Here is a 12,176-nt window from a genome sequence, read left to right as displayed (position 1 = left end):
ATGACCCAGCTTCACGAGACCGCATATCCCCGCTTGAAAGCTGATCCATCGGCACAGGATCTCGCCGAGATTTATACCCTGACGCCCGATGAAATCGCTTTCATCGACAAGACCGTAAAGCGGCCCGTTGCCCGCGCAGCAGTCTTCATCTACCTGAAACTGTTTCAGCGCCTTGGGTACTTTGTCCATATCAAGGATGTGCCGGCGGCGATTCGCCAGCATATTGTGGCCCAAACGGGGCACCGACCAGCAAGGTTTGACGAACTCCGACAGTTCGACCGTACGACAACGCGCACAGCATTGATCGCAGCACTTCGACGCTACCTGAATGTTCGTCCTCTGGACGACCAAGGGCGTGCCTGGTTGCGGCATATCGCTGAAACAGCAGCAGACAGCCGGCATGTTGTAGCAGACATCGTCAACGTAATGCTTGAAGAACTGGTTCATCATCGCTACGAATTACCTGGTTTCTCCACGCTTGATCGGCTAGCCATCCAGGCCCGGGAGAAAATCCACGATGTCCATTTTGCGAGTATTACCGATCAACTTGATGCCAAGGTAAAAGCCTTGATCGACAGCCTGTTCAAGGTCAAGTCGGGCGATACCAGCAGCACCTGGAACCTACTCAAGCGGGAACCGAAGAAACCGACCAATAAGGAAACCCGCTCCTACCTTCAGCATATCCGTCGGCTCCAGCTACTGGTCGACCAACTGCCAAAGCCGGATATCCCCGTCCCAAAGCTCAAGCAGTATCGCTATATCGCCCGGTCGTTGGATGCGACGGAAATGGCGGAACTGAGGCCACAGAAACGCTACGCACTGGCCGTCATCTATATCCGTTCGCAATTTGCCCAGACGCTCGACGATGCTGCCGACCTATTCGTCCGTATGCTTCAGAACCTGGATAACCAGGCACGCAACAAGCTAGGCGAATACCAGCAGGAACACCAGCAGCGGACCGACCGCCTGATCGGGCAATTGAAAGAGATGTTGCTGGCCTATCGGATCGACGGTACGGATCATCAACGCGTGGAGGCCATCGGTGGCAGCCTGATAGCCAATGTCGATGACCTGGTAGCCATCTGTGATGAGCACATGGCTTATGCGGGGCGTAATCATCTGCCGTTCCTCGTCCAACCCTATAAGGTTGTTCGTGCCCAGTTGCTAAACTGCATCGAGATCGTCAATCCCCAGAGCAGCAGCGAGGATGACACCTTGATCCGGATGATGGCAGCGTTGCAGGCGCTGCGTGGCACCCGCCATGAAATCGTCCCACTGTCCTTAGTTGGGCTGAATGCTGAGGAAGATTTCCTATGGCTACCTACGGCTTGGCGAAAACTGGTCGTCTCTGAACGTGCCGATGGGCAGATCGTTGCCCTCAACCGCCGTTACTTTGAGCTGGCGGTCCTGTATGCGATCCGTGATGAATTGAAATCGGGTGATCTGTTCATCCAGCATGGCGAGCGCTACGACGACTACCGGGAGCAACTGGTTGACGACGATACTCTGAATTCTGAGTTGGCCCAGTACGGCGAAGTGACCGGTGTCGAAACCGACCCCAGAGCCTTTACGGAGACCTTGAAGGCGGCTTTGTTGGAGACCGCCGAAGCCGTCGATGCAGAGTTTCCGGACAACGCCTATGCCGAAATCGTCGATGGTCGGCTAATCCTGAAGAAGCCACCAGCCAGCGAACTACCGCCTGGCATCAGGACAATCGACCTGCTGATCACTGAGCATCTGGAGAACATCAGCATTGTTGACGTACTGATCGACACGGAGCGCTGGCTGCAACTGCACAAGCTATTCCGTCCCTTAATGGGAACAGAGAGTCGGATCGAGGAATTGCGTCCAAGAGTAATCAGTACCTTGTTCTGTTATGGCTGTAACCTTGGGCCCACTCAGACAGCACGTTCAATTCGAGGGATGAGCCGCAAGCAGATTGCCTGGCTCAACATCAAGTACATCACGGAAGAGGTACTGGAAAAGGCCATCGTCAAGGTTATCAACGCCTATAACAAGTTCGAATTGCCCAGCTACTGGGGTTCAGGCAAGCATGCCTCGGCCGACGGCACGAAATGGAACCTCTACGAGCAGAACCTGATTTCCGAGCACCACATCCGCTACGGCGGCTATGGCGGCATCGGCTACTACCATGTCTCCGACAAGTTCATCGCGCTGTTCAGTCACTTCATTTCCTGCGGCACCTACGAGGGTACGCACATCCTCGATGGGTTGATGACCAACACCTCAGATGTCCGGCCGGATACCATCCATGGCGACACCCAGGCCCAGAGCTACACGGTGTTTGCGCTTTCCCATCTCTTAGGCATTAAGCTGATGCCGCGCATCCGTGGCATCAAGGATCTGGTGTTTCATCGGCCCGAGAGTAACAAGAGGTTCGTCCATATCGATCGTCTTTTCAGCGACGACATCAACTGGCAGATGATCGAAACCCATCTGCCAGACATGCTGCGCGTGGCTGTCTCGATCAAGCTTGGAAAGATTTCAGCATCGGCTATCCTGCGCCGCCTCGGTACTTACAGCCGAAAGAACAAGCTGTATTTCGCCTTTAAGGAACTCGGCAAGGTAGTCCGAACCATGTTCCTGCTGAAATATGTTGGTGACGTTGAGCTGCGCCGGCTCATCCACGCAGAAACCAACAAGTCGGAGCAATTCAATGGCTTCGCGAAAAAACTCTTCTTCGGTGGAGAAGGGGAGATCGCCGAAAACCTGCGCCACGAACAGCGCAAGGTCATCAAATACAACCATCTGATCGCCAACATGGTCATCTTGCACAATGTGGTGGGGATGAGTCGGGTCCTAAAGCAACTACGAGCCGAAGGTTCTCTGATCAACCAGGAAGTGTTGGCTGGGTTGGCGCCATACCGGCTGGAGCACATCAATCGTTTTGGTGACTACGTGCTGGATTTCCGACGTAAGGCCGCGGTGCTAGATGATGGGTTCCGGATTTTGGAGGCTGAATCAGCAAACCAAGGTCAATGACTATTGATTTCTTCAGGAAAAATCCCAATATCATGAATTGCCATGCACGTGCGTGATTACTTTTGGGAGATGCTCATGAGCAAGACACTGACCACCAATGGTTCCGTTACGATGAAGAATCTTAATGGGACCTCGGACAAGGACTGTAAGTGCGGATCTTGGTTGGACCACTGGAAGGTCTTCACCAAGGTTTCCTCAACGCCAACATGTCATGTAGCGGGGTGCAATTCACTGGCGGAGGTAGGGGCGCACGTGATACTGCCGAAGCTTGATAATGAAGCACTTCGAAAACTCAACTACATTGCACCGATGTGCAAGTCGCACAACGGCCAGCCAGACACAGAGTTCAGATCCAAGCCCGACAGCATTTTCGTCAGCGCAAATAAGGCGCTGACCTGCGGAACCTAAGCCTCAATTGATGAGAAGAGGGTAAGGCCAGTGAAAACTGGCCTTACCCTAAACCAAGTTATTTTCCTTTCACGAACAATAAGTTAAGTTGTTTTTTTGAGGATTTCGCACGATTCCCGGCCAACCCTCTTCAAGAATCTTTCGTTCGACATCCGCTCTTCTATACCAGGCCCCCACCGGTCCCAAATTGATGAAACTTCCGATAACCTCACCGAGATCCGACAGCAGCCCGATATCCTGATGAGCAAGGGCGTTGTCGACAACCAAGACCGTCCAGGGATGGTAGGCAAGACTGGGGATGAGTCCGCTCGGCAGTCCCGCATCCGGGTGGCCATACGTCAGGCCGCTAATAGAGAACTCCTTCGGCTTCCAGGGATTCAGGGCATTCTGAATCGCATGCCTGATGTCGCGTGAAGTCACTGAATTGGTGAAAAACGCGTACCAACTGCAGATCGCTTTCGATACCAACTCAATGACGACGACTACATGAATCCTCTCTATCGCAACGTCCCTGACACCTCCGCCCAGTATTGGAATAGCAACCGTTGTAATCAGGTCGAACGTAAATTCGTCAATTCCGACAATGTCGTAAGGCAGCTGAGGGGACAACAGAGAACTATGTCCGCTGCCAACATGGAGGCGAGTACCCGCATCCTTACCATAACGCGCCCGGATGAATTGATGCGGTTTCTTCTGCCCCACTCTTTTGACATAGTTGATGAGCGACGTTCGCCCCTTGGTTTTTGTGTTGAAAGGCCATTGTTGGTCTGCATTGCGGCCGACTTTCTCGCATAGCTGGAGGAAGACTCGATGTAAATCGACAATCGAAATTTTGGCTTCAGCAACTTTGACCCCTGCTGGTAATCGTTTGAGAATCTCCTGCTCGATGCGCTCTTCCAGCTCAGGAAACTCGTCAAACAGTTGAGTCAATGCACCGGAGCAACCGCCACGGCCCGCACCCTCCATCCGGGCAACCCTCGTTCTTCGGATATAGGGCCGCACATGAATAAAAGGTAAAAGACCACGTTCTCCGCAGATATCACCGTTTCCATCGGGTTGAAGACATTTTGCTAGCAGGCGCCTGACCTTCGCACTCGAAACCCCGGTTTCCTTGGTGATTTCTCGGTAAGAGGCTTGGGCGAGCAAAGCCGTAATGGCTTTCCGATTCCGTAGAAAATCCTCACGTTTTTCCTCAGGAAGCGCATAAGCATCGACAGAAGGCCAAGTACGTATGTCACGCCGAGTAGATGGAATGCGCTGTAATACTGTGTTCTTACGCATGGAGGTCCTCCATGCGGTGCAGTTTTGTGGCCAAAGTTAGCGGCGTGGATTCAAGGTCGCCGAGAACGCTGCCGTCCAACATTAACCCGAAGATAGCAGCTAGCGTGATTCCCCTATCGTCACCGCCTGTTTCAATCAACTCTCCGATCGATGCTACTCCCCCGCATAAACGTGAGAGCACAAGTGTTCTGGCACCAGCCACGGAAAATTCTTTTGCGGCTTGGAGCACCTGCAGCATGCGCAGGCAATTCCAAACGCGTGTGGTATGGGGTTTTAGTTCGTTGATAGTAAAAAGGCGATACAAAACTTGATGAGCGGCCGCCAATTTTGCCTGCGCTTCCAGCTGTTTTTGCTGTGCGTCATCTATCGCTTCAACGTCGCCTTTTACTTCATCCCAGGCAACCGTCCCGTCTTTGAAATGTACTTCGGCATCAAATCTCGTTCCAACAACTTCGTGGTTGAGGCGAATGGCGAGTGATGGCGCTTCCAGTTCATAAGAACGCACTCTCAGATCAGATTCCAAAAGTGCAAAGTGAAACAGTGCGGGATCCGATGGCAGCAAACAGGATATTTGCAGTTTGTATGACCACACTGACCACAAGTTATGCAGCTTATGGCCCCGCTCTGCCACTGCAAGACGAATCGTAGTGGGGGCTTGATGTATTTGCACATGGCCTATCGTACTCATGATATCCACCCATACTGAGAAGTAATGTCATACGCTTCAAAATATGAATCCGGAGTTGTCCCCGCTTAGGCTGCACTACCAATTTGAGACAAAAAACGACCTACTCTTCAGGAAAAAACCTGAAGTTCGATTAACGATCTGAGGAATATTGAACACGGTCTTGACCGAAAACCGCGTGGCAAAGATACTAACAAGCGCCAACTAGCTGTAAATTCACCGGGCGATCTCGCCCCAGACGGGACAAGCCGTGAGGATTGTCCCGTCTACATTTTCGTCTCCTGATTTATGAGCTGGTAAAGGAGTAACGCACGTCCGTCATTTTTCCCCTTGCTTTTTTCGTTCGGCCTTAATCGCTGGCGGATGGCAACGATTTTTCCTGGATATAAACGGTCGATTTTTTCCCCAAGCTCATTACAGAGCTGATATTTTTCTAAAGAACCTTGTTTCGGGAGCACCAACTGACGACGAAACTTTTTGGCCGCTTGCAGAATTTCGCTAAATTCGACTTCATTCAAATGAAGCCATTTGGTAAATCGGCTCAAGAATTCCTGACTCGGAGAGTGAAGACACACCTCAATAGCAAAAGTGTGGGGGTGTTCATAGCCAAACACCCTTTCCACCTCGTACTGGCGTAAGCCAAAATTAAGCAGTCTCTTCTGAGAAAAATCTCCAATCAGGCTACTCATCGCGGCTGGTCTTTCTTGACGGATTGGTTTAAACCTACCCACCAGCCTATATTAGCTAAGCATTTGTTTCAACTACATTATTTAATGCAACACAACGAACTTTTGCAATTTTCTGGAATTTTTATACCAGAGTCAGAAAGCCCTGACTCTGCACATTGGCGAATAGGCATCAATATTTAGTGAATTGGGTGACTTCCGCGTTCACCTAAGCCCATGTTTTCCTGACATCGCACGTGCAAACTAACCCATTGTCGTAAAAAAACACCACTAAAAGTTGGAGAAGAAAAAGATAACCTGTTGGTTATTTTTAACTCTTTTGCAAAGCATCAGAATAGCTATTAGTGGAGCGAACTACCGGTGCTTCTGGGCTCCCGGTACCAGCTACCGATCGGCTGACGCTGCCCTAACGACGGCATCAGCCTGCGCTCACCGTGACCTGACTTTCGCAGCCGATCAACGCTTCCAGGGCTTGGGGTTGCTGCAGTAGATCCGCCAGGGTGTAACTGTCCAGGACCAGGAACATCCCCGCCAGGGCTTCGGCCAGTATGGCCTTCAGGCGACAGGCCGGCTGGATGCGGCAGTCGGAACCGGTGCTGAAACACTCCACCAGGCTGATGTCGCCTTCCGTGTGGCGAATGACCCGTCCCAGGACGATCTGCTCCGACGCCTGGCCCAACCGTATGCCGCCGCCTTTGCCCCGTACCGTTTCCAGATAGCCGGCCTTGCCCAGTTGGTGCACCACCTTCATCAGGTGCCCGCGGGAGATGCCGAAGGCGGCCGTGATTTCGGCCACGGTGGCCAGGCGTTCGGGGTGCAGGCCCAGGTAGATGAGCACCCGCAGGCTGTAATCGGAAAAGGTACTGAGCTTCATGACTGTTCACACCGTAAAGATATATTTGTTGTATTGATTTAGGTTGATGCGCCTGTTACATTAAAGATATACGAAATTTCAATCTTTTGGGTGACGGACGCTTTGCTCCAACCGCCCATGTCTTTGCGTTTTCCCCATGTCCCAGCCTCCCAAAGCGCCCAAAGTCATCCCGATTCAACCGATGTTCCAGTCCGACGCGAAGGTGTATCCGCGTTCCATCTCGGGCTGGTTCGCCAACTGGCGCTGGGGCCTGGTGTGGCTGACCCAGGCGGTCTATTTCGGCCTCTGCTGGCTGCCCTGGAACGGCCGTCCGGCGGTGCAGTTCGACCTGGACGCCCGCCGTTTCTACATTTTCGACCTGGTGTTGTGGCCCCAGGACACCATCTACCTGGCCATCCTGCTGGTCCTCTCCGCCCTCGCCCTGTTCCTCTTTACCACCCTGGCCGGCCGCCTGTGGTGCGGCTACAGCTGTCCCCAGACCGTCTATACGGAAATTTTCCTGTGGATCGAAAAGGTGATCGAGGGTGACCGGCCCAAGCGCATGAAGCTGGACGCAGCGCCCTGGGATGCCCGTAAGGTGGGCATCAAGACGGCCAAGCATGGCGCCTGGCTGGCCTTTTCCTTCTGGACCGGCATTACCTTCGTCGGCTATTTCGTGCCCATCCGGGAACTGGTGGCGGACCTGTGGCAGCTGCGGCCAACCCTCAACGAGGCTTTCTGGGTCGCCTTCTATGGCTTTGCCACCTACGGCAATGCCGGCTTCCTGCGGGAGCAGATGTGCAAGTACATCTGCCCCTACGCCCGCTTCCAGTTTGTCATGTTCGATCCGGACACCCTGATCATCACCTACGACGCCGAGCGGGGCGATCCCCGGGGCACCCGCAAGAAAGGCGCCGATGCCAAGGAAAAGGGCCTGGGTGATTGCGTCGATTGCGGCATCTGCGTCCAGGTGTGCCCCACCGGCATCGACATCCGGGACGGCCTGCAGAACGAATGCATCGGCTGCGCTGCCTGCATCGATGCCTGCGACCAGGTGATGGACAAGATGGAATACCCCCGGGGCCTGATCCGCTATTCCACGGAAAACGCCGTCAAGCAGCACTTCGGCCGCAGCGAGATCATCCGCCGCGCCCTGCGTCCGCGCACCATCGTCTATGCCTCAGTGTTCTTCCTCCTGACCGGGGCCACGGCCTGGTCCCTGGCCACCCGGGTGCCCCTCAAGGTGGACGTGCTGCGGGACCGCAGTACCCTGGCCCGGGAGGCGGACGATGGCAGCATCGAAAACAACTACCAGCTGCAGCTGGTCAATGCCAGCGAGCAGCCCCGGCGCTACACCGTGCAGGTGGCCGGCCTCGAGGGCATCCGCCTCAGCCAGCCGGCCCAGGTGTCCCTGGCAGCGGCGTCCACCGGCACGTTGACGCTGCAAATCCGGGTGGATGCGGGTAGCGCCGACAAGGGCGCCCATCCCATCACCCTGACGGTGCAGGACGAGGCTGACGCCAGCATCCGGGTGACGGAAAAAACCAAATTCTGGATGCCCTGAAGATCGGCCAGGGGCGGTCTTCTCCGCCCTGCCCCGGCCAGGATGGCCTAACGGCGGCGTTTGCTGATGGGGCGTTGCACCGGTTCCGTCGTCAGCCCCAGGGCCTGACGGGATAGGCGATCGGCCTCGCCGTTGCGGTGCCGTGGCACCCAGAGAAACTGCACCGCCTCGAAACGGGCCGCCTTGGCCAGCACGGTCTGCAACAGTTCTGCCAGATGGGGCACCGCGGTATGGGCCTGTCCCTGCAGGTGGCGTACCGCAAAATCGCTGTCGCCGCGCACCGTCAGGCGCCGCGCCCCCGCGGCCCAGGCCAGATCCAGCACCTCGGCCAGGGCCAGCAGCTCCGCCTCGTTATTGCAGCCCAGCTGCCCCGGACGCAGGGAAAGCTCCTGCCGGGCGCCGCCGGGCGACAGCAGCAGCCCGCCCAAACCGATGCGGCCCGGATTGGGGGCCGCCGCGCCGTCGAACCAGGCCTGCCAGCCCTCCCCTGCCTCCACCTTAATGCACCGTGCCCTGGGCCCGGTTGGTCTGCTGCCATTCCAGCACCGTGCGGGCCGCATTGCCCATCACCTGGGAACGCAGTTCCCCCGGCAACTGCTTGGCCAGGGCGCCGAACAGCTCCTGGGTCATTTCCTGGCCCAGGCCTTCCGCCGCCAGGGCGTGGGCCAGGCAGCGGATCTGGATGTCGGCCAGGGTGTTGGCCAGGATCATCCAGCCGTGCTGCGGCATGGCCTGGGGCAAGGCCAGCATCATGCCGCCCAGCTGCTGCAGCAATTGCAGGGCTTCACCCCGGTTTTCCGTGGCGATCATGGTGTGCCAGAGGGCCATGTGGATGGCCTGGCGCAGGTCGGACTTGAAGCTGAAGGCCGCCGTTTCCTCGTTCACCAGGCGCTCGAAGAAGGCCTGGTAGCCTTCGCTCTCCCCCGCCCCGTCCAGGCCGGCGCGCAGGCCGGCCACCATGGCCGAGAGGCCGGTCATGGCGCTGGGACCGTAGACCTGGGCATAGGCCAGGCCCCACTGATCCAGGCCGCTGAGCAGCATGGCCTGGCGCAGGTGGCGGCCGGCATGGTGGTCGCCCGCCTCCCCTTCCCGCTTGTCGTTGGCCCAGCCCATGAGGCGCTGGACGATCTGGGCGATGATCTGGGGCCGCTCTTCCCCCTTGCCCTCCAGAGTCTGGCGGAAAGCCAGGGCAAAGGCCTCCTGGGCCAGGCGGGCAGCTTCCCGTTGCAGGGCGTGGGGCGCCAGGTCGGCGACGGGATCGTTCAGGGTCTGTTCTTCCATGGGGACTCTTATTTCTGCAGGTTCTGCGAATACATGAAGTTTTCGATGCCGGTTTCGCCGATGCGGAACCAGGCCTGTTGCTGGCTGCGGAAGCGCTGCCAGTCGTTATAGATCTTGCGGAATACCGGATTGCGCTCGGCTTCCTCGTCGTAGAGGGGCGGCCGGGATTCGTGTGAAATCCTCGAAAACTTCTGCTAACCATCGGATTTAGTGCAAAAAATCTGGTCAACGCTGCCCCCCCCTCATTGCTTGTCCGGGTCAAAGAGCGATTCTTGGTTCTCGGCACTTCCTTTGCGCTGCCCGCTGTTTTTCGTTACCGGTGTCTGACTGACGGTAAGCTTTTGCAGGATTTGTTCCTGGCTGACCAACACCGCCCTCGCTGCGGTCAATTCAGTCTCCAGGCGGAGTCCGGCTTGATTCGCATCTTGTAACTTTTCTGCACAGCTTTGATTTTCCACGAGCAATTCATCAACGCGTGCGGTAGTCTGAGCCAAGCGCTCTTCCAATTGTTGATTCTTCAGTTCGGAAACGGCCAGATTTTCTCGGGTTGTGCGTAGCGGACGAATCTCAGTTTCCAAACGATGCAACTCGCTACGAAGATGGGTCTGCTCGCTGGAAAGACGGGCATTATCCTGGTGGCTGCGGATGAGTTCCTGCTGTTTCGCGTTCACCGTTTCCTTGGCTGCACGCAGTTCGCCCTGCAAGAACTGAATCTGCTGCTCGAATTGTCGCTGATCCTGCTCCCGTTGTTCCTTCGCCGCAGAGCGGAAATGCTCCAGAGCCTCTCTGGCATGCTGGTGCTTTTCTTCCATTGATACACGGTGCGCTTCATCCTTTGCCTGTTGCCCCTCCATGTCCTGGATGTGCTGAGTCATTTGCGCCCGAACGATTCTCTCTTCCTGGAGCGTGGCCAGGGTTTCGGCGTGGGCCGTTTTTTCTGCCGCCAACTCCAAGGCTTGGCGCTCAGACTGGCTACGGAAGGATTCGACTTCATGACGTAGCGCGGTAATAGTGTCGTTCAGCGCAGAAATTTCCGCCTTGTGCTTGTCGGTCAGTGCCGCCATGCGCTGATCGGCTTCCTCATGCAAGCGTTCGGCGAGCCTGGCTGACAGGTCTTGAATGGCTTCACTGACCGCAACCTGAGTACCGGTACTCCCACCTTCCTCTTCCTCGATTTCCTTCAGATAGCGGTGGATCGTGCCTTTCGAGCCGGTATTCCCCAATTCGCTACGGATGGCATCGATCGACGGGTAGCGCCCAGTCGCCAATAGGTTGTTACGCGCTCTGATGACTTCTGATTTGTAGATTCCGGCTCTGGCCATGGCATCCTCGAATTTCGTACCGTATTACGTAATATGATATTACATACTAAACCAAGGTAATTCAAGACCATAAAATCAGTAATTCTAAGACGCGATAATGGTTGATTATTTGTTGTGATAAGCAATCGAGCGGAAAACTCATGTAAGAGTGGAACGAAATAAACGGTTTGCTTCCTGACAATTTTCGTACGAAAACTTTCAAAAACGTAACGCAGGGGTCAGCTTCTTGTTGGTATCGGAATCCTAAGATGGCATCACGGTTGGACGAGATGAGTCCGACACGATTAACCCGATGTCACAAGGAGAGAACCATGAAAACGAAATTTTCCCAACTGGCCCTGATTGCAGCGATTAGCTTTGCTGCAGCTGGAACGAGCTACGCTCACGAGGATTATTCCGAGGCTGGCACCAATCATTGGCTGAGTCATGTTTCAGAAGCCAAGGGCGCGCCCACAGCCAATCAACTGGCCCCGTATGGCTACGCTGCGTCGAGAAATGCCGATCGCGAAGTCACGCTGTCTAGCGGAAGCAAGTATCTGAACGTCACCCGCTTGGAGACCATCAAGATCAATCTTGGTGGCAAGAGTGTCGTTTGGACCTTCGATACGTTGGGTACCGCCTCCTTCCCGCTCTCCAAGATCGTATCGGGCGCTGATGGTATCACCGTGTATGTGACCGAAAACCCTGCCTACCAGGGCGGTTGATTAACCTGACTGCTGGGTGACGGAATCGTCATCCAGCAGTTGGCAAATTGTCAGGAGCCCCCCCCTACTATTCACATTGCAGTACAACACTTTCTAAGGAGATGAACATGTTGAAGAAAATGCTCGCAATCCTAGCCCTGAGTTCTCTGGGTGTTTCCGCCTATGCCGTTGATGCATCCCAAGTTGAGAAGTCCATCGAACTCAAAGACGGCTCGACGGTTTATATCTTCAAAGACGGAAAGATGGCCATGGAAGATAAACTTGGCCGCACGGTCCGCATGAAGAAGGATACCGTGATGGAAACCAAAGATGGCCAGAAAATCTTGATGCACGGTGATGAGGTTATGCGCCTCGAGAATATTCTCCGCCCAGCGAGTAGTCGCGGTTAA

12 protein-coding genes are annotated in these 12,176 nt (G+C 55.3%); 5 read left to right on the top strand and 7 right to left on the bottom strand.

Translation table 11 applies throughout. The annotated features are described in order from the left end of the window. Together ACLSSQ_RS09030 and ACLSSQ_RS09025 are read left to right on the top strand one after the other, a co-directional pair. On the top strand, positions 1–3,003 hold the full coding sequence (locus tag ACLSSQ_RS09030) for a Tn3 family transposase (protein ID WP_109041812.1): 3,003 nt from the start codon (positions 1–3) through the stop codon (positions 3,001–3,003). 75 nt (positions 3,004–3,078) lie between these two features. Further along, a complete protein-coding gene (locus ACLSSQ_RS09025; protein ID WP_133247322.1) occupies positions 3,079–3,411 on the top strand; it encodes a hypothetical protein in 333 nt (110 codons plus the stop codon). A 69-nt stretch (positions 3,412–3,480) separates the two neighbouring features. Here ACLSSQ_RS09025 and ACLSSQ_RS09020 read toward each other — a convergent pair whose 3' ends face one another. From ACLSSQ_RS09020 to ACLSSQ_RS09005, 4 genes are all read right to left on the bottom strand, one after another. Further along, complete coding sequence (locus tag ACLSSQ_RS09020) at positions 3,481–4,692, bottom strand: hypothetical protein (protein ID WP_416244269.1); 1,212 nt, start codon at positions 4,690–4,692, stop codon at positions 3,481–3,483. Then, positions 4,685–5,380, bottom strand: a complete 696-nt coding sequence (locus ACLSSQ_RS09015; protein WP_416244268.1) for a hypothetical protein — start codon at positions 5,378–5,380, stop codon at positions 4,685–4,687. Before ACLSSQ_RS09015 ends, ACLSSQ_RS09020 begins: the two co-directional genes overlap by 8 nt. 263 nt (positions 5,381–5,643) lie before the next feature. Continuing rightward, the gene (locus tag ACLSSQ_RS09010) at positions 5,644–6,066 is read right to left on the bottom strand and encodes a hypothetical protein (protein ID WP_287874719.1); all 423 of its coding nucleotides are present in this window, start codon (positions 6,064–6,066) and stop codon (positions 5,644–5,646) included. Positions 6,067–6,481: 415 nt separating this feature from the next. Beyond that, complete coding sequence (locus ACLSSQ_RS09005; RefSeq protein WP_287874720.1) at positions 6,482–6,937, bottom strand: Rrf2 family transcriptional regulator; 456 nt, start codon at positions 6,935–6,937, stop codon at positions 6,482–6,484. Between the two features lie 136 nt (positions 6,938–7,073). Between ACLSSQ_RS09005 and ccoG the strand changes: the two genes are divergently transcribed. Next, a complete protein-coding gene (gene ccoG, locus ACLSSQ_RS09000) occupies positions 7,074–8,480 on the top strand; it encodes a cytochrome c oxidase accessory protein CcoG (protein ID WP_414635386.1) in 1,407 nt (468 codons plus the stop codon). 47 nt (positions 8,481–8,527) lie between these two features. Here the strand turns inward: ccoG and ACLSSQ_RS08995 are convergent, their stop codons facing one another. The 3 genes from ACLSSQ_RS08995 to ACLSSQ_RS08985 form a co-directional block, all read right to left on the bottom strand. Continuing rightward, positions 8,528–8,977, bottom strand: a complete 450-nt coding sequence (locus ACLSSQ_RS08995; RefSeq protein WP_197739044.1) for a ribonuclease HI family protein — start codon at positions 8,975–8,977, stop codon at positions 8,528–8,530. 1 nt (position 8,978) lies between these two features. Then, positions 8,979–9,761 carry a hypothetical protein gene (locus ACLSSQ_RS08990; protein ID WP_130458524.1) on the bottom strand — a complete coding sequence of 261 codons (783 nt, stop codon included), beginning with the start codon at positions 9,759–9,761 and terminating at the stop codon, positions 8,979–8,981. A gap of 242 nt (positions 9,762–10,003) precedes the next feature. Beyond that, complete coding sequence (locus tag ACLSSQ_RS08985; protein WP_416244267.1) at positions 10,004–11,083, bottom strand: DNA-binding protein; 1,080 nt, start codon at positions 11,081–11,083, stop codon at positions 10,004–10,006. Positions 11,084–11,394: 311 nt separating this feature from the next. Here ACLSSQ_RS08985 and ACLSSQ_RS08980 point away from each other — a divergent pair, with 311 nt between their 5' ends. Both ACLSSQ_RS08980 and copK read left to right on the top strand, forming a co-directional pair. Next, positions 11,395–11,787, top strand: a complete 393-nt coding sequence (locus ACLSSQ_RS08980) for a CzcE family metal-binding protein (protein ID WP_014237658.1) — start codon at positions 11,395–11,397, stop codon at positions 11,785–11,787. Positions 11,788–11,894: 107 nt separating this feature from the next. Continuing rightward, the gene (gene copK, locus ACLSSQ_RS08975) at positions 11,895–12,176 is read left to right on the top strand and encodes a periplasmic Cu(I)/Cu(II)-binding protein CopK (protein ID WP_014237659.1); all 282 of its coding nucleotides are present in this window, start codon (positions 11,895–11,897) and stop codon (positions 12,174–12,176) included.

It is taken from the genome of Azospira sp. APE16, assembly GCF_047901315.1.
In the GTDB taxonomy this organism is placed as follows: Bacteria; Pseudomonadota; Gammaproteobacteria; order Burkholderiales; family Rhodocyclaceae; genus Azospira; species Azospira oryzae.
This window is presented reverse-complemented; position numbering and strand designations above follow the sequence as displayed.

Bases quoted from the DNA above. Each gene is read 5' to 3' on its own strand.
- ACLSSQ_RS09020 (WP_416244269.1), bottom strand. From the start codon at position 4,692: ATGCGTAAGAACACAGTATTACAGCGCATTCCATCTACTCGGCGTGAC.
- copK (WP_014237659.1), top strand. From the start codon at position 11,895: ATGTTGAAGAAAATGCTCGCAATCCTAGCCCTGAGTTCTCTGGGTGTT.
- ACLSSQ_RS09015 (WP_416244268.1), bottom strand. From the start codon at position 5,380: ATGAGTACGATAGGCCATGTGCAAATACATCAAGCCCCCACTACGATT.
- ACLSSQ_RS08990 (WP_130458524.1), bottom strand. From the start codon at position 9,761: ATGGAAGAACAGACCCTGAACGATCCCGTCGCCGACCTGGCGCCCCAC.
- ACLSSQ_RS09010 (WP_287874719.1), bottom strand. From the start codon at position 6,066: ATGAGTAGCCTGATTGGAGATTTTTCTCAGAAGAGACTGCTTAATTTT.
- ccoG (WP_414635386.1), top strand. From the start codon at position 7,074: ATGTCCCAGCCTCCCAAAGCGCCCAAAGTCATCCCGATTCAACCGATG.
- ACLSSQ_RS09025 (WP_133247322.1), top strand. From the start codon at position 3,079: ATGAGCAAGACACTGACCACCAATGGTTCCGTTACGATGAAGAATCTT.
- ACLSSQ_RS08980 (WP_014237658.1), top strand. From the start codon at position 11,395: ATGAAAACGAAATTTTCCCAACTGGCCCTGATTGCAGCGATTAGCTTT.
- ACLSSQ_RS09030 (WP_109041812.1), top strand. From the start codon at position 1: ATGACCCAGCTTCACGAGACCGCATATCCCCGCTTGAAAGCTGATCCA.
- ACLSSQ_RS09005 (WP_287874720.1), bottom strand. From the start codon at position 6,937: ATGAAGCTCAGTACCTTTTCCGATTACAGCCTGCGGGTGCTCATCTAC.
- ACLSSQ_RS08985 (WP_416244267.1), bottom strand. From the start codon at position 11,083: ATGGCCAGAGCCGGAATCTACAAATCAGAAGTCATCAGAGCGCGTAAC.